We start from the raw sequence: 16,197 nt of genomic DNA on the forward strand, positions 1-16,197 counted from the left end.
AGCGCATCACCGATCGGGGCGGCAGCCTCTCCACTTTTCGCAAGGATCATGATGAATGTCTCGCTCGCCCAGCAGTCCCGCCACAACGAAGAATGCAGCGCGGTAGTCAACCGCGGCATCGTGGTGCAATCCAGCTTTAATACCGTGTGTGCGATTGAATACATGAAATCGCACAATGTCGATCCGAAGGTGATCGAACGGGTGTTGCTCCATCCGGAGCAGCGCCGGAAATCCCAGCATTGATATGTAATGCCGGTGTTTAGTTATGCACAAATCATGTTGGCAAGAATTTTTTTGAAAAATTTTTCCATTACAATCCGTCAGATTGTAAGTAGTTGATTTTAAAGATATTTGTTTTTGCCTATTGGACGGGCAGTTTGTAGAAAACCGCGCCGTTACAGGCTGTATCCGTTGTCAATGGGGGGCTATCCACATAGTTATGCACAGCATTTGTGGATATCCGGAAAAACGCTACTAGAATCCGGGACTTAAGCCAAACTTAAGGCAGAACTCAGAGCGGAACTTTTAGGGCCTGCAGCACGCTGCCGACGATGATGGCGCCGCCGTCATCGCTGGTCACCGTCACCCGCAGGCGTACTTCCTGCCCGTCGCGCCGCCAGGTGGTGATGACGTCGGTCCATGCTTCGCCGTCTTTCAGCGCCTGCAGCGCATCGGCCAGCTGGTCTTGCGGATAGGGCGGGGCGTGCAGCAAGCGCGCCTCTGCGCCCAGCAGTTCCTCGCGGCTGTACTGGAATACGGCGCACAGCTTGTCATTGACCGATGTGATATGGCCGCGTGCATCCAGCGTGGCGATCACCGCGTGCTGGTCGACCGCCGCCAGTAGCTTGCGCGCCGCGTCCAGCTCGAGTTGCAGCGCCTGCGTGTGGCGCTGCGCCTCTTCCAGCCCGGCATAGGCGCGCAGCGACGAGATCACCGTGGTGAAGAGCTTGCGCGTGGTCAGGTCGGTCTTGCACCAGAAATCGTTGATGTCGTAATCCAGAATGATGCTGTGTTCCAGCGCCTGGCCGGGCTGGCCGGTGCGCAGCACGATGCGCACCAGATTGTTATGCAGGGTGTCGCGGATCTGGCGCGCTACGTGCAGGCCGGCATCGCTGGTCTCCATGATGACGTCCAGCAGCACCAGCGCGATGTCCGGCGTGTTGCGCAGCACGTTGAGCGCTTCCTCGCCGCTGTAGGCGTGCAGGAAGCTCAGCCGGCGGCCCTGGAAGCAGGCATTGCTGAGCGAGAATTTGGTGACCACGTGTACATCGACATCATCGTCCACGATCAGCACCCGCCATGGCGGCGGCGCCGGGGTGGCGTTGGCGCTGCCGCTGCGGATCTGGCTGGCCGGCGCCTCGTCTTCTATCATCCAATCGGTATCGTCGTCGTTCTGATTCATGCAGGTTCCCATGGTAAGTCGAACTGGCCGCACTCCAGAGTGACACTATTCCTCGCCAGCACTTTTGTCAAAGGATTCCCGGTGCGGCGTAACAACGGTGTCTCGCTTCCCACTTATGCACAGAAAACTTATTTTCAAGGCCGCTGTAATACGCCGGCCGTCCACTTTTAACATTTTGTAAGTTATTGATTTTATTGGGAAAAAAATCTGCCTGTGGATTAGGCATTTTGTTGTACAGCCCGCCGTTACAGGGGTTCTTGGCTGTCAAGAGGCGCTTATTCACACCCTTATCCACAGTTGATGTGGATATCTGGAAAAACCACTTTAAATACGCTGGTTTATCCCTTTTTGCTGAGAAAATGCTTGCGCTATGTCTTCTGACAGATGGCGGCTGGTCAGGATGAGGAAAACCACCAGGGCATGCAAGGCCAGCGCAAAGGTGATGCTGACGTTGGTCTGGTCGCCGGCCAGTGCCGGGTAAGCCAGCAGCGCCAGGGCTGGCGACAGGCCGTAGCGGTCGGCCTTCAGCAGCTGTTTGGCGTCGAAACGGACCCAGCCGATGATGCCGGCGCCAAACAGTGCCCAGCCGGCGGTCTGGTAGTCCAGGTTGGCCAGCACCAGGGCGGCAAGCAGGGCAATGGCGCTGACCGGCAGCGGCAGGGCGTGGAGGCGGGCTTTGATTTGCATGATCGTGCTTTCTAATCTGTGGAAACTTGAGTCCAGATTAACGGCTGCACGTCGATTGGTAAAATTTATTGTATCTATGTCGGCGATAGGTTTTACTTATTCTTGAATTTTCGTCTATCATCTAAGTCTCATCAACAAACTAATTGCCCATCTGTGAGCCGCCGCCTTTTCCCATTGTTGCTGGTGCTGGCCCTCGTCATGCCGCGCGCGTGGGCGCTGGACAGCAAGGTCGCGCTCAGCGATTACCATCACGATATCTGGACCGGCAAGGACGGCGCGCCGGGCGAGATCGGCGCCATGGCGCAAACCGCCGATGGCTGGTTGTGGATCGGCAGCAGCAACGGCTTGTACCGTTTCGACGGTCTGAGGTTCCAGCGCTTTGAAGCCTTGCCCGGCGAGGCCATGCCGAATCGTCCGGTGACGGCGCTCAAAGCGCTGCGCAATGGCGACCTGCTGATCGGCTACATCTTCGGCGGCGTGAGCCGGCTGAGCAAAGGTCACCTCACCCATTTCCCCGCGCGCCTCGGCCCCAATCTGATCGGCGGCGTGATTAACGTCATCCAGGACGACGATGGGATGGTGTGGGCCGCCGCCAATGATGGCCTGCTGCAACTGCGGCAGGGCGTTTGGCGCGAAGTCGGCGCGGAGATGGGGCTACCGCCGGGACGCGTGTCCAACATCCTGATCGACCAATACCGACAAGTCTGGCTGGCGGCCGGTGAGCAGTTGATGGTGCAGGCGCCAGGCGCCAGGCGTTTTCGCCCCGTGCTCAGCGGCTACAAGGCGGTCAACCTGAGCGAGTCGCCGGATGGACGGCTGTGGCTGGACACGCACGAGCAACTGATCGCTGTGCCCTCACAACACACCAGGCCGCAATTGCCGCGCCCCGATAGCCTGGTATTGGGCGAAGGGCAGGAAAATGGGCTGTTTGACCGCGATGGCAATTACTGGGCGTTGAATTGTCCCGGCATCTGCCGCACCGATGGCGTCGGCCAACGGCCCGACGGCATCTACTCTCCGACCGCCAAGCCGGACAGCCGGTTGGACCAGGCGTGGCAGGTCAGCAGCCTGACCGGTAACCTGGTGTTCGAGGACCGCGACGGCAGTATCTGGATCGGCACCTCGTCGGGCGTGGAGCGTTTCCGCCATAACCGGCTGACCCCGGTGCGGCTGACCGGCGGCGAGCGCTTCTTCAGCTTTGCGCTGGACGAGGCCGGGCGGGCGCTGGTGCTGGCCAAGCCCACCAACGAACTGTGGCGGCTGGAGGCCGACGGCCGCGCCATGCTGCTGGAGCGCGGCGAACCGACGGATTACGGTTCACTGTCCAACGGCGCCGACGGTTCGCTGCTGCGCGGTGGCCCGCAGCATATCGAACGCCGCCGTGGCAACGCGCGGGAAATCATCGCCTATCCGGAAGGGCTGCTGGAACACGGCGTGGTCGAGGCCATGCGCATCACGGATGACGGCCGCGCGCTGTGGCTGGCTGTGTCGCGGCGTGCGTTGTATCGCCGGCTCGATGGCAAATGGATGACGCAGGCGGAACTCGGCATCCCGGCCGGCATCGCGTTTGCCGCCGCGGGCGCTGCCAACGCGCCCGGCAGCATGTGGTTCGGCTATAACGATGGCCAGGTGATCCATTACGACAATGGCCGGCTGACCCGCTACGCGCCGCAGCCGGAAGGCGATGTCGGCACCATCACCTTTGTGCATGCCGGGCCGGAGGTACTCATCGGCGGCAATGCCGGCGTGGCGGTGCTCAGCGGCTCAAGCTTTCGCCGGATCAACGCCGCTGACCCGGATGTGCTGACACGGGTCTCCGGCATGGCGATCTCGGCCAACGGCGACCGCTGGTTCAACGGCAGCAAGGGCGTGGTGCTGGTGCGCGCGGCGGATTGGGCGGCAGCCATCGGCCAGCCCGGCCGCCTGCTCAAGTATGTGCTGTTCGGCGTGCTGGACGGCTATCCCGGTTTCGCCGCCATTTCCAATCGCTTGCAGAGTGCGATAAGCGACAAGGACGGGCAGCTGTGGTTTGCCGGCGTCAGCGGCATCGCCCGGATCGATAGCACGCGCAACTACGCGCCGCCGTCGCCGCCGCTGGTCAAATTGCAGACACTGGTGGCGCAAGGCCAGCGCTATCTCGATTTTACCCAGCCGCTGCAACTGGCGCCGGGCACCACCTCGTTCCGCATCGAGTACACCGCGCTCAGCTACACGATGCCGGACAGCCTGCGCTTCCGCTACCGGCTCGAAGGCGTGGACGCCGACTGGCAGGACCCCGGCACGCGGCGCGCCATCTCCTACACCAACCTGGGGCCGGGCGAGTACCGGTTCCGCGTGATGGCGGTCGACCAGTTCGGCCAATGGAGCAAGGACGAGTCCAGCATGACGGTGCGCATCCTGCCGACCTTTACCCAGACGCCGCTGTTCTACGCGCTGGCCGTGCTGGCCACGGCCGGCCTGCTGTACCTGCTGTATTTGTTATGGCTGCGCCAGGCCACGCTGCGCCTGGCCGCCCGCATTGCTGAGCGCGAACGCATCGCCCGCGCGCTGCATGATAGCTTCCTGCAAAGCGTGCACGGCCTGACGCTGAGCTTCCAGTCGGCGCTGGGCGGGCTGGCGGCCGATTCGCCGGCGCGCGCCAAGATCGAACGCGTGCTGCTGCTGGCGGACAAAGTGATGGAAGAAGGGCGGGACGAATTGCAGGAGCTGCGCTCCGGCGCCATGGGCGACGGCGACCTGGCGCGCGGCCTGCTGCTAGTGGGGCAAGTGCTGGCGGAAAGCCATCGCGCCGTGTTCAGCCTGCGCACGCAGGGCACGCCGCGCGCGCTGCAGGAGCTGGCGGCGTGCGAAATCTACAGCATCGGCCGCGAGGCGCTGATGAACGCGTTCCGCCACGCCGAGGCGGCGTCGATACAAGTGGAATTACATTATGGCGCCAGCCAGTTCACCCTGCAGGTGCGGGATGACGGCAAGGGCATTGCGCCGGAAATCCTGAACCACGGCAGCACCGGCCATTGGGGACTGACCGGCTTGTTCGAACGCGCGCGCCGGGTTGGCGGCCAGCTGACGCTGGACAACCGCGACGCCGGCGGCCTGCGCGTGCGGCTGATCGTGCCGGCCGCGCGCGCCTACGCCGGGCAGGCGCGCTGGAAGCGTTGGAGATGCTGGTTCAGCTAGACCGGCATTACATCTGCGCCAGCAGCTTGCGCACGGCGCCGTGCGCCATCACCAGTTCCGGACCGTCGTGCAGCAGTGCGTTGTACTTGGCGCGGAATTCCTGGTCGCCTTCCTCGCACGGGCCGATCAGCATTTCCAGCGACTGGCGGAAGGCCTTGGCTTCCTCGTGCGTGACCGGTTCCGGATCGTCGAGGCGCTCGTCGATTTGCGTCATCAGGCCGGACAGCTTTTGCAGCCAGGCGAAATGCGGGTGGTTGGTGATCAGCTGCAAATGCTCCAGCGGGCTGCCGACGGCGCCGAAATACTGGGTTTCCAGGTTGATCAGTTGTTTGTGCAGGTCGCGCAGGGCGCGCGTCAGGTCATTGAGTTGTGTCTTCATGGTGCGCTTATCTTAGCAGAGGCAAGCTGCGGGCGACGCCTATATTTAGATGAGTAGTGTTCGGGGCTGTCACCGCCTAAGATGGATTTTCCCTTTACACCACATGGAAACACCATCATGAGCAATCCGAAATTAGAAGTCCTGACGCCGCAAAACAGCCAGCTGATTTTCATCGATCACCAGCCGCAAATGGCGTTTGGCGTGCAGTCGATCGACCGCCAGGTGTTGAAGAACAATACCGTGGCGCTGGCCAAGGCCGCCAAGGTGTTCAATATCCCGACCACCATCACCACCGTGGAAACCGAAGCCTTCTCCGGCCACACCTACCCGGAACTGCTGGACGTGTTCCCGGAGAAGGAAATCCTGGAGCGCTCGTCGATGAACTCGTGGGACGACCAGAAAGTGCGCGATGCACTGAAAGCCAACGGCAAGAAAAAAGTCATCGTGGCCGGCCTGTGGACCGAAGTCTGCAATACCACCTTCGCCCTGTGCGCCATGCTGGAAGGCGACTACGAAATCTACATGGTGTCCGATGCTTCCGGCGGCACCTCGAAAGAAGCGCACGACCAGGCCATGGCGCGCATGATCCAGGCCGGCGTGGTGCCGGTGACCTGGCAGCAAGTCATGCTGGAATGGCAGCGCGACTGGGCCCGCCGCGAAACCTACGATGGCGTGATGGCCATCGCCAAGGAGCACTCGGGCGCGTACGGCATGGGCGTGGACTACGCCTACACCATGGTGCACAAGGCGCCGGAACGCACCAGCACCCAGCACAAGGTACTGGCGGCCGTGCCGGCCAACAAGTAAGCTAGAAAACGCTAAGCAAGCCGCGCCGCGCCGCCACGGTGGCGGCTTCGGTGCGGCTGGCAACGTTGAGCTTGGCCAGAATATTATTAACGTGGAATTTGACGGTGCCGACCTCGATGTCGGCGCTGCGCGCGATCATCTTGTTGCTCTTGCCGGTGGCCAGGTGGGCCAGAATGTCCAGCTCGCGCCGCGACAACTGGCTGGTGGCCTTGCGCTCGGCCAGTTTGCTGGCCACTTCGGCTGGCAGGAATTGCTGGCCGCTGGCTACCGCGCGCAGGCAGTCGGCCAGTTGCCGCGAGTCGCCATCCTTGAGCAGATAGGCCTTGGCGCCGGCGCGCAGGCCGCGAAAGACGTCTTCGTCGCCCTGGTAAGTGGTGAGGATGACGATGCTGGCGCTGGGATCCTCGGCGCGGATCTGCTCGATGGCTTCAACGCCGTTCAGGCGCGGCATGCTGAGGTCCATGATGACCACGTCCGGCCGGTGCTGGCGGTACAGCGCCACAGCCTCCAGGCCATCGGTGGCCTGCGCCACCAGGCGAAATTCGGGCATCGTCGCCAGCAGCGACGTCATGCCGGCCAGGATCAGCGGGTGATCGTCGGCGATCAGGATCGAGATGGGGTCCATAAGGTGTACTCCTTGAAACTCAGGTGAAAAACAGTGCCGTGCGGTTGCCCGGGTTCGTTCCAGATGCGGCCGCCATGCGACTGGACGATAGTGCGGCAGATCGCCAGGCCCATGCCGGTGCCGCCCGGCTTGGTGGAAAACAGCGGATCGAAAATCCGCTCGGCCAGCGCCGGCGCAATGCCGGCGCCGTTGTCGGCCACGCTGATGCGCAACGCGCCGTCGGCCAGCGCGGTGCGCAGCGCCAGCGTGCGCGGACGGTCGTGCAAGTCGCGCGCCGCCTCGATCGCATTCAGCATCAAATTCATCAGCACCTGCATCAGTTGCACGCGGTCGGCGCGCAGCTGGTAATCCGGCGCATAGCTTTCGGTGACGGTGATGCACTGCTGGCGCAGTTCGCCGCGCAACAGTTGCAGCACGTCGCGCACCACGTCGTTGACCACCAGCGCCTGGCGCTGCGGCGCGGCCTGGCAGGCCATGCCGTGCAGGCTGCGCAGCATCGCCGACGCGGCGCTGCTGGCTTCCAGCACCACCCGCAAGGCGGTGCGCGCCTGGTCCACGCGTGGCGGGTCCTGCTCCAGCCAGTGCAGGCAGGCCTGGGCGTTGAGCGTCACCGCCGCCAGCGGCTGCTTGACTTCATGCGCGATGGAGGCGGCGAATTCGCCCAGCGCATTGATGCGCGCCGGTCGCAGATCGGGAGTGGGCTTGATGCTGGCCATACTGCTGCTCCAGTGGTGTTAAAACAGGTTGCGTTAACACACATCATGCAGGATAGGCCGGAAGAGGGATATACGGCAGATTTGCAATAAGCGGCATACCCGATAGGGTTAGTCGCTTATTGCTAGTGATTTCTGATTATTGCTTTTGATTAACAGGCTGGGCCGGCGCCGGTGTTTCATCATAATTTAGCGGCAGCCATTGGTATTCGCCCTGGTGCTGGCGGATATGGCCGAAACCGGGGAAGGCGATGTGGGCTGCGGCTACCAGCAGGCGCTGCTCGGTCACCATCTGCAGCAGCCGCGCGCGCGTAGCTTGCGCGTTCGGCTCGCTGCTGTCGTACTTGAGGGTAGCGCCTGGATGCGGGAACTGGATGCCGGCCACGTGGACGATGTCGCCCCAGATCAGTAGCTGCTGCGATTGGCTCTGTACCAGATAGGCGGCGTGCCCAGGAGTATGGCCGGGCGCCGGCATGGCTTCGAGGCCGGGTTCCAGCGGACCGAAGTTTTTATACGGCTGATAATGGCCGGCCGCCTTGTACGGCGCCACTGCCGCCTGCGCCGCGTCGAAGAAGGTCGACAGGAAGTCCGGCGCCAGGGCCTTGTTGGCCGGCGTCAGCCAGTAATCGGCCTCGGCTTGTGAAAGGCGCAGCACGGCGTTGGGGAAGGCGGCCTGGCCGTCGCGCATGATGCCGCCGGCATGATCCTTGTGCAGGTGAGTCAGGTAGACCTCATCCACCTGCTCCGGCTGGTAGCCGGCGGCGCGCAGATGCGCCATCAGCTTGCCGCAGCACGGGCCGTACAGCGCGCCGGCGCCGGCGTCCACCAGGATCAGCTTGCTGCCGGTGTTGATCAGGAAGGCGTTGATCGAGCCTTGCACCGGCAGCTTGAGGTCGACCTCGGCCAGATCCTGCAAGGCTTGCTGTTGCGTGATGTTGGTCATCACGGTATCCACTGGGAACGGGTGGGTGCCGTCGGACAGCGCGGTCACCTCGAAGTCGCCGAGCATGATGCGGTAATAGCCAGGCGCCTGGCTTTTGGCCATCGGCGCTGCGGCGTGGACCAGGCCGGCATACGCCAGCATGCAGGCCGCCATCAGGCGGCGCGGGAATGCAAACATAGAGTCTCTCCAGTATCAGGCATAAAGCCGCATACTAGGCGTTGCAGTGGCCCGCGGCTACTGGCTATAGGATTAGTTCAGGTGGACCAGGCCGCGCTTGGCGGCCACCATGGCGGCCTCGGTGCGGGTGCAGACGTTGAGTTTGGACATGATGCTCTTGACGTGGAACTTGACGGTGCCGACGCCGATGCCGGCGGCGCGGGCGATGACCTTGTTGCTCATGCCGGTGGCCAGGTGCATCAGGATGTCGCGTTCGCGCGGGGTCAGCTGGTTGCCGTGGATGCGGCTGGCCAGCTTGACGGCCAGTTCCGGCATCATGAATTTCTTGCCTTGCAGGACGGCGTGTATGCAGGTCATCAGGTCGTCGAGCGGGGCGCTTTTGAGCATGTAGGCGTGGGCGCCGGCGCGCATGCTGCGGTCGGCATCGTCTTCACCGTCGTGGCCGCTGAGGATGATGACCTTGGCGTCCGGATGCTGGGCGCGGATGCGGCCGATGGCTTCGACGCCGTCGCAGCCCGGCATGTTCAGGTCCATCAGCAGCAGGTCGGGGTGCAGGCGGTCGCACATCTCCATGGCTTGCTGGCCGTCGCAGGCCTGGCCCAGCAGCGTGAACTTGCCGTCGGACTCGATCAAGGCGGCCATGCCGGCGCGGATCAGCGGGTGGACGTCGGCAATGAGAACGGATGCGGTATTCATGGTCTGGATCTCCAGGTGAGGTTGATGAAGTCATTCTCGTCAACCTTGGCCGCGGCGTATAGTTATACGTTGGTATAGGCGGCCCCGTCAGCGGACCGCCTTGGCTTGCGCGATCGCCTCACGCTCGCATTCCTCCGGCGTTTTGTGACACGCGGCGAGCGCCTCGGTGTACCGGAGCGTCTGTTGCAGCGCGGTCAGGTCGTCCCGGAATTCGCGCGCGGCGCCAGGCTCTTTCTCCATTTGCCGGGTAAGGTCCGCCACATTGGCCTTCTGGCGCTGGATGATGGCGGCGCGAATGCGCACCAGCTCGGCTGCTGGCGGCGCCGGCATGGCCGCCATGTCATCGGACGCTGGCCGCTCGACCAGTTCGATCTTGCCATCTGCGCGCACCGCTACAGCGAGATTGTCCGGTTTGTCGTACTTGGGCACCGGCAGCGTGATGGTCCTGGTTTGGCCTTCCGGCGGCGAGCGGACTTCGACGTTGAGGCGCAGCGCGGCATGCCATTTTTGCGGCAGATAGTAACAGCAGCTTTGCAGGCTGGCCATGTAGGGCGCCAGCGGATCGGTATCGACGGCATTGTCCTTGTTGCGCGGGTCGCTGACGCCGACCTGCACTGCTTTCGAACTGAAATTGAGCGTGGTGATCGTAACGCGTTGTTCGCTCGCGCCCGGCTTGTACTTGCTCTCGCCGCGCTCGCCACGTTCGGCGCGACCGGTGAGGAGTGGCCGGCGCAGCAACTGCGGCGAGCCCAGTTGCACCATGTGCGCCAGATATCCCGTATCGGAGCGCCCGGCAACAGAGAGTGCGCCTGGCGGCATCTGGTAGATGGCGCCCATTTTTTCGATCCACAGCGTGCGCACGCGCGGGTCCTGGGGGAACGGGCCGGGCAATACCTCATTGGCCGGCGGCGTGCCGACATGGCCGGATTGCGGTCCGCTCCAGGCACTGTTGTAATTGCTCAGGACGGTATAGTCGTCCACCCCTTTCCAGATCTTGAACATGTCCGTCTGCGCGCCGGTGCGCGGGTCGACGGTGGAATAAATACCTTCGAAGAGATCTGGTGCGGCCGCTTGGCCGGTCACGGGCACGGCGAGGCTGAGAGCGAGCAGGGAAGTCAGGCGCATAAATCTTTCAGTTGGTTGAGTTGGGCAAGAAAGCGTTCGGCGGCGAGGGACGGCGGCCACGGTTCCCATGGCGTGCCGCCGTAGATGGCGTGCAGCGGATCGTCGTGCAGGGGCGGTACGGTGATTTTCAGTGTCTGCTGCACTTCGGTGGCGGACCAGCCGGCGATGTGGACCGCTTCGCTGGCGGCGGCCAGACGGTCGGCGAGTTTGTGGGCGGCGTATTCTTTTGTTGTCCAGCCCGGCAGACCGTAGCGCAGGAAGACGGCGGCGTCGAGTTTTTGCGACAGGGTTTTAAAGGCGTCGCCCAAAAACGGCTTGAGCGGCGAGATGCAGTCGAAGCCCAGCAGGCCTTCTTCGGCGTCGTGCAGCAGTTCGCGCAGCGCCGCCAGCGGCGGCAGCGTCAGGCCGGCAGCGGTGCAGGCGGCGGTGCGCACCTGCATCACCGTCAACGAGTGCTGCGCCACCGACAGCGGCAGCGGCCACGCCGAATGGCCGCCCCAGCGATAGGTGCGCGCCAGCCCCAGCGCGAGATCGCTATCGTCCCAGTCGAAGGGTGTGGGATCGAGTAAATCGAGGCGCCGTCCGGACGGCATACGCACCCAGGCGCGCTGTTCGTGATGATCTCTGGTCATGCTTCATTCTACACCGCCATTCTGCGATTTATTTTTGGCAATATGTGCGGAATTTCACATACACTAAAGGTCTAGTCCAACCTCTTTCCCTAGACCATGGCGACCAGACCTAACTACATTTACCAGGGCGGCTCGGTGATGATGCATTCACCCCTGCAATTGAAAAACGCCGACATGTACGGCTTCTTCGTCCGGGGCGACCTGGCGAAATTGCAGGCCACGCTGGACGGTACGCTGAACGCGGTGGCCGGCGCGCGCATGCGCTTCAAGGCGATCTCACCGTATGTGCTGATCACCTTCACGCAGGTGAACCACGCCGATTCGGCAGGGCCAGTCGATCACGCCAAGGGCTGGATCACGGAGATCGATATCGTCACCTGGATCATGGTCGGCGCCATGGACGACGAGGGCGAGCTGTCGCACATTTACTACTATCCGGCGCACATCTTCGTGGACGATGCGATGGCGCTGATTAACGGCCGCGAACTGTTCGGCTATCCCAAGTATTTGTGCGAATACGAGATCGGTGCGCAGCGCTGCGCCCTGTCGGCCAAGGGCTTCCATCCGTTTTCGCCGGAGACCAAAATCGCCCTGCATCCGCTGCTGGAGGTGAACGCCACGCAGGCCAACGGCGACGAGCGGGAAATCGGCAGCCTGCTGGAACTGATCGAGCAGGCGATCGAACTGTTCGCGTCCATTCCGGATTTCTTCAACATGGATATCGCTGGCTGGGAGGACATCATCTCCCTGCTGCGCAATCCGCGCATCGATCAGGTCTTCCTCAAGCAGTTCCCGGATAGCTTTGGCCTGAAGGCAGTGTACCAGGCCATCCTGGCGGCGCCGGCGACCATCGACAAGATCCACGGCGGCAAATTGCTGGGCCATGACTACGAAGTGGTGTTGCACGCCTTCGACAGCTTCCCGCTCAACGATACGCTCGGCCTGCAACTCGGCGCGCAGCAGGCCATCCTGCCGTACTACCTGAATTTTGATTTCACGGCGGAGCCGGGCGAGGAGCTGGTGGATAACTCATCGGTCGCGCCGCAGAAGATTGCGATTCTCGGCGGTGGCGTCAGCGCCATGACCACGGCCTATTATCTGACCGATCAACCGGGCTGGCAGAACAACTACGACATCACGCTCTATCAGCAAGGCTGGCGGCTGGGCGGCAAAGGCGCCAGCGGTCGCAATGCGGCATACGGCCAGCGCATCGAGGAACATGGCCTGCATATCTGGTTCGGCTTTTACTCCAATGCGTTCAGGATGATCAAGGCCGCCTATGCGGCGCTGGATCGTCCGCCCGGCGCACCGCTGGCCACCTGGCGCGACGCCTTCAAGCAGCAGGATTACGTGGCCTTGTCCGAAAAAGTCGGCGAGCAATGGCACAACTGGTCGATTACGTTCCCGTCGCTGCCGGGCGAGCCGGGTGAGGGCGATCAGAAGATCACGCTGTGGCAGATGGCCGTGGCGATGGTCAGCTGGATCGAGCAATGGATACGCAGCCTGGATCATCTGACCAAGGAGATGGAACTGGCGCCGCATCCGCACCATACCGGCATCATTCCGGACTGGCTGTATCACCTGGCCGAAGGCGTGACATCGTCGGCGTCAGAGTTGATGGATGACGTGTCGCTGCTGGCGGGCGCCTTGTCCGGCATGGTGTTCAACATGGCGGAGGATGCGGGCAAAGGCCAGCATCTGGCGCTGGCCGGCGCCATGGCGGGCGTGCGCAGCAAGCTGCATTCGCGCTATGACAAGCTGATTGCGCGCGCCGATGGCGATGTGGCGGACGATATCCGCCGTCTGTTCATCTGCCTGGATCTCGGCATGACGATCATGAAGGGCGTATTCGAGGATGGCGTGATACGCAACGGCTTCGATGTCATCAACGATATCGATTTCCGCGACTGGCTGCGCAAGCATGGCGGCGATGAGCAGTTGGCGGTGAATTCGGCGCCGGTGCGCGGGTTCTATGACTTGATCTTCGCCTATGAGGGAGGCGATTTCGAGAAGCCGAACGCGGAAGCCGGCACCATGCTGCGCTCCATGGCCCGCATCGGCCTGGCGTACAAGGGCGGCATCATGTTCAAGATGCAGGCCGGGATGGGCGATACCATCTTCACGCCGCTGTATCAGGCGCTGTTGAAGCGCGGCGTGAAGTTCAAGTTCTTCCACAAGGTGGAGGAGCTGGTGCCGGATGGGGCGCAGATCGGCAGCATCCGCATGACGCAGCAGGTGCAGCTGGCCGGTGCGGACTACGATCCGCTGTTGCCGGTAAAAGGACTGGATTGCTGGCCGAGCGCGCCGCTGTATCCGCAGATTGACGAGCTGCAGGCGCAACTGCTGCAGGCAAAGGAAATCAACCTGGAGTCGCATTGGACCGACTGGCCGGAGGTGTACCGCGAAGCGTTCGGCAAGGAGCTGCCAACGGTAACGCTGAAGCGCGGCGTGGATTTCGATCAGGTGGTGTTCGGTATTTCGGTCGGCTCCTTGCCGGTGCTATGTCCGCAGTTGCTGGCGCAAAGCCCGGCGCTGCTGGCGACCTCGGAGAAGGTGCAGACGGTGGCTACGCAAGCCTATCAGGTCTGGCTCAACAAAGATCTGACGCAGATGGGCTGGGCGCATCAGCCTGATGGTCAGCAGCCGGTGCTGAGCGGCTTCACCGAGCCGTTTGATACGTGGGCGCCGATGGATCAGCTGCTGGTGCGCGAAGACTGGCCGGCGCCGCTCGATCCCCGCAATGTCTCCTACTTCTGTAGCGCGCTGACGGTGGACAGCTATCCGCCCGCCAGCGTGCATGGCTTCCCGGCGCAGATGGCGGAGGTGGCGAAGCAGGGCGCGATCAATCAGCTGAGCAAGGAAATTGCGTCGCTATGGTCGGCGGCCGGGCCGGCGGGCGCGTTCCCGTGGCAATGGCTGGTGGACGGCAGCGAAGCCACCGGCGTGCAGCGCTTCGATGCGCAGTATTGGCGGGCGAATGTCGATCCATCCGAGCGGTATGTGATGTCGGTCGTCGGTTCGACCAAGTATAGGTTGCGTACCGATCAATCGGGTTTCTCGAATCTGTTCCTGACCGGGGACTGGATCAAGACCGGCATCAACGCCGGCTGCGTGGAGGCGGCGGTGATGGCGGGCATGCAGGCCTCGCGCGCGATCAGCGGCTACCCCGCCGTCATTGAAGGCGAATCGGACTTTTAACGCGACTTCTAAAGCTGCTTGTGGAAGAAGGTAGTGGCGCAGTAGGCGCCGTCCGGCATCAGCGCGAAGTTGGGCACGGTGCCGACGGTCTGCCAGCCGGCGCGCTGGTACAGGCGTTCTGCATCGCCGCCGGTGACGGTATCCAGCACCAGCACGGTCTTGCCTTGGTCGCGCGCGGCCCGCTCGACGGCCGCCATCAGTTGAGCGGCGACGCCACGGCGGCGGGCATCGCGGTGTACCAGCATTTTGGCGACATCGGCGCGATGCGGCTGGTTGTCCGGCTGCGCGGTGATCAGCTGGACGGTGCCGAGAATGCGGCCTGCGGTGGTCTCCGCCACCAGCAGCACGCGTTCCTTGCTGGCGGCGGCTTGCAGCACGCCGTACCAGAAGCCCAGCGCTTTCTCGCGCGTCAGCGGCAGCATGAAGCTGACCGAGGCGCCGCCTTCCACGCAATCGATCAAGACATCGGCCAGTGCCTGCGCCAGCGGCGCTGCGCGTTCGCGCGCTTCGTCGGTGCTGATGCGGCGGATGGCGATATCGGCGTGGACGTCGGTCATGGATTTCTCCGTGTGGCGGCTTGCGTGGCCAGCGCCACCAGGTAGCGCGCCGGGTTGTCGGTTGGGTTGTGGTAGACAATGTGCCGGTCGAGGCGCATGGCCAGCGTATCGCCGGCTTGCAGACGCCATTGCTGGTCGCCGGCGCTGATATCCATCGCGCCTTCGATCATCCATACCTGCTGGTGAATGTCTGTGTTGTGCGGAACGCTGTCATAGGCCACGCGCTGGCCGGCGGGAAAGACCACATCCACCAGTTGCAAAGGCGACGGCGCGGAAGGCGACAGGCTGCGGCGCGTGTAGCCGGAGCCGGGATCGGTCCACACCGGCTGCTCGGCCACGCGGGCCACCGGCGACGGCTCGCTGTCTTCGCTTTTGTCTTCAAACAGTGTGGCCAGCGACACGCCGAGCGCGCTGGCGAGTTTGTCCAGTACCGCTGCGGTGGGACTGCTCTCGCCGCGCTCAATCAGCGAGATGTTGGAGCGGCTGACGCCACTGCGGGTCGCCAGCGCGTCCAGCGACAGCCCTTGGGCGTCGCGCAGTTCCCGCAGACGGCGGGCAATAAGAAGGTTGATGTCCATGGATTTCCATTTTACAGGAAATCCATGTCCAGTAAACTGGAATTACGGTTTTTTGCTGACGTTGGTGTGGCTGGAATCGTCGCCGCGCGCGCCGGCATTCTTGTCACGGTGGGACGCGGCGGTGGCCGCAGCGGAAGCGCTCTGCTGGTTGCGCTGGTCTTCGCGGTTGTGGTTATCCTGGCGTAAAGCGCGTTCGCTCTGCTCCTTCGGATCGTGCTGCAGATTGCCTGCCGGCGTGTCGTTGCCAGGATGGCCGGTAGCGTGGTTGCCGCTTTCGGACATGCCTTGCGTTTTAGGATCGTAGCCGTCCTGCGGCATATTGGCGCCGGGTTTGAAACCGCGTGGATCTGGTTTGTTTGGCTGGCTCATGATGGTCTCCTGTTTAAAAGTGTGGCGAAGGGTGTAGCGCTATGCTAAGCCCGCCCTGCCGCGCGTCCCGTAGGTGCACACGCCGTGGCCGTGTAGGAGCGTGCGTGAGCGAACGGAGCAGCGTCCGGCGGC

At 63.0% G+C, this 16,197-nt stretch carries 16 protein-coding genes; 4 read left to right on the forward strand and 12 right to left on the reverse strand.

The features are described 5' to 3' along the window. Positions 1-48 precede the first annotated feature (48 nt). A complete protein-coding gene (locus tag GTP55_RS12205; RefSeq protein WP_229257888.1) occupies positions 49-243 on the forward strand; it encodes a hypothetical protein in 195 nt (64 codons plus the stop codon). Between the two features lie 268 nt (positions 244-511). Here GTP55_RS12205 and GTP55_RS12210 read toward each other — a convergent pair whose 3' ends face one another. Both GTP55_RS12210 and GTP55_RS12215 read right to left on the reverse strand, forming a co-directional pair. After that, a complete protein-coding gene (locus tag GTP55_RS12210; protein ID WP_161045188.1) occupies positions 512-1,402 on the reverse strand; it encodes a PAS domain S-box protein in 891 nt (296 codons plus the stop codon). Positions 1,403-1,726: 324 nt separating this feature from the next. Continuing rightward, positions 1,727-2,089, reverse strand: a complete 363-nt coding sequence (locus tag GTP55_RS12215) for a hypothetical protein (protein ID WP_161045189.1) — start codon at positions 2,087-2,089, stop codon at positions 1,727-1,729. Positions 2,090-2,242: 153 nt separating this feature from the next. Between GTP55_RS12215 and GTP55_RS30350 the strand changes: the two genes are divergently transcribed. Continuing rightward, the gene (locus tag GTP55_RS30350; RefSeq protein ID WP_161045190.1) at positions 2,243-5,266 is read left to right on the forward strand and encodes a sensor histidine kinase; all 3,024 of its coding nucleotides are present in this window, start codon (positions 2,243-2,245) and stop codon (positions 5,264-5,266) included. Between the two features lie 7 nt (positions 5,267-5,273). Here the strand turns inward: GTP55_RS30350 and GTP55_RS12225 are convergent, their stop codons facing one another. Continuing rightward, positions 5,274-5,645, reverse strand: a complete 372-nt coding sequence (locus GTP55_RS12225) for a hypothetical protein (protein ID WP_161045191.1) — start codon at positions 5,643-5,645, stop codon at positions 5,274-5,276. Positions 5,646-5,762: 117 nt separating this feature from the next. Between GTP55_RS12225 and GTP55_RS12230 the strand changes: the two genes are divergently transcribed. Further along, positions 5,763-6,452: a hydrolase gene (locus tag GTP55_RS12230; RefSeq protein ID WP_161045192.1), complete on the forward strand. Its 690-nt coding sequence runs from the start codon at positions 5,763-5,765 to the stop codon at positions 6,450-6,452. A 1-nt stretch (position 6,453) separates the two neighbouring features. Here the strand turns inward: GTP55_RS12230 and GTP55_RS12235 are convergent, their stop codons facing one another. The 6 genes from GTP55_RS12235 to GTP55_RS12260 form a co-directional block, all read right to left on the reverse strand. Further along, positions 6,454-7,077: a response regulator gene (locus tag GTP55_RS12235; RefSeq protein ID WP_161045193.1), complete on the reverse strand. Its 624-nt coding sequence runs from the start codon at positions 7,075-7,077 to the stop codon at positions 6,454-6,456. Continuing rightward, positions 7,056-7,793 carry a sensor histidine kinase gene (locus GTP55_RS12240; RefSeq protein ID WP_161045194.1) on the reverse strand — a complete coding sequence of 246 codons (738 nt, stop codon included), beginning with the start codon at positions 7,791-7,793 and terminating at the stop codon, positions 7,056-7,058. Before GTP55_RS12240 ends, GTP55_RS12235 begins: the two co-directional genes overlap by 22 nt. Before the next feature lie 136 nt (positions 7,794-7,929). Beyond that, positions 7,930-8,910, reverse strand: a complete 981-nt coding sequence (locus GTP55_RS12245) for an MBL fold metallo-hydrolase (RefSeq protein ID WP_161045195.1) — start codon at positions 8,908-8,910, stop codon at positions 7,930-7,932. A 72-nt stretch (positions 8,911-8,982) separates the two neighbouring features. Next, a complete protein-coding gene (locus GTP55_RS12250) occupies positions 8,983-9,606 on the reverse strand; it encodes a response regulator (RefSeq protein ID WP_202423667.1) in 624 nt (207 codons plus the stop codon). Between the two features lie 87 nt (positions 9,607-9,693). Continuing rightward, positions 9,694-10,731 (reverse strand): DUF3304 domain-containing protein, encoded by a 1,038-nt coding sequence (locus GTP55_RS12255; protein ID WP_161045196.1) that lies wholly within the window; start codon positions 10,729-10,731, stop codon positions 9,694-9,696. Beyond that, a complete protein-coding gene (locus GTP55_RS12260) occupies positions 10,722-11,363 on the reverse strand; it encodes a phosphohydrolase (protein ID WP_161045197.1) in 642 nt (213 codons plus the stop codon). The genes GTP55_RS12255 and GTP55_RS12260 overlap by 10 nt, the downstream gene beginning before the upstream one ends. A 96-nt stretch (positions 11,364-11,459) precedes the next feature. On the opposite strand from GTP55_RS12260, the gene GTP55_RS12265 reads away from it, so the two are divergent. Further along, positions 11,460-14,561, forward strand: a complete 3,102-nt coding sequence (locus tag GTP55_RS12265) for an NAD(P)-binding protein (RefSeq protein WP_161045198.1) — start codon at positions 11,460-11,462, stop codon at positions 14,559-14,561. An 8-nt stretch (positions 14,562-14,569) separates the two neighbouring features. Here GTP55_RS12265 and GTP55_RS12270 read toward each other — a convergent pair whose 3' ends face one another. From GTP55_RS12270 to GTP55_RS12280, 3 genes are read right to left on the reverse strand one after another with little or no spacing between them, the layout of a single operon-like run. Beyond that, positions 14,570-15,118: a GNAT family N-acetyltransferase gene (locus GTP55_RS12270; protein WP_161045199.1), complete on the reverse strand. Its 549-nt coding sequence runs from the start codon at positions 15,116-15,118 to the stop codon at positions 14,570-14,572. Further along, positions 15,115-15,696: a helix-turn-helix domain-containing protein gene (locus GTP55_RS12275; protein ID WP_161045200.1), complete on the reverse strand. Its 582-nt coding sequence runs from the start codon at positions 15,694-15,696 to the stop codon at positions 15,115-15,117. The genes GTP55_RS12270 and GTP55_RS12275 overlap by 4 nt, the downstream gene beginning before the upstream one ends. Before the next feature lie 42 nt (positions 15,697-15,738). After that, positions 15,739-16,065 (reverse strand): hypothetical protein, encoded by a 327-nt coding sequence (locus GTP55_RS12280; protein WP_161045201.1) that lies wholly within the window; start codon positions 16,063-16,065, stop codon positions 15,739-15,741. Positions 16,066-16,197 lie beyond the last annotated feature (132 nt).

Origin of the sequence: Duganella margarita (assembly GCF_009857535.1) — a bacterium.
GTDB lineage: Bacteria > Pseudomonadota > Gammaproteobacteria > Burkholderiales > Burkholderiaceae_D > Rugamonas > Rugamonas margarita.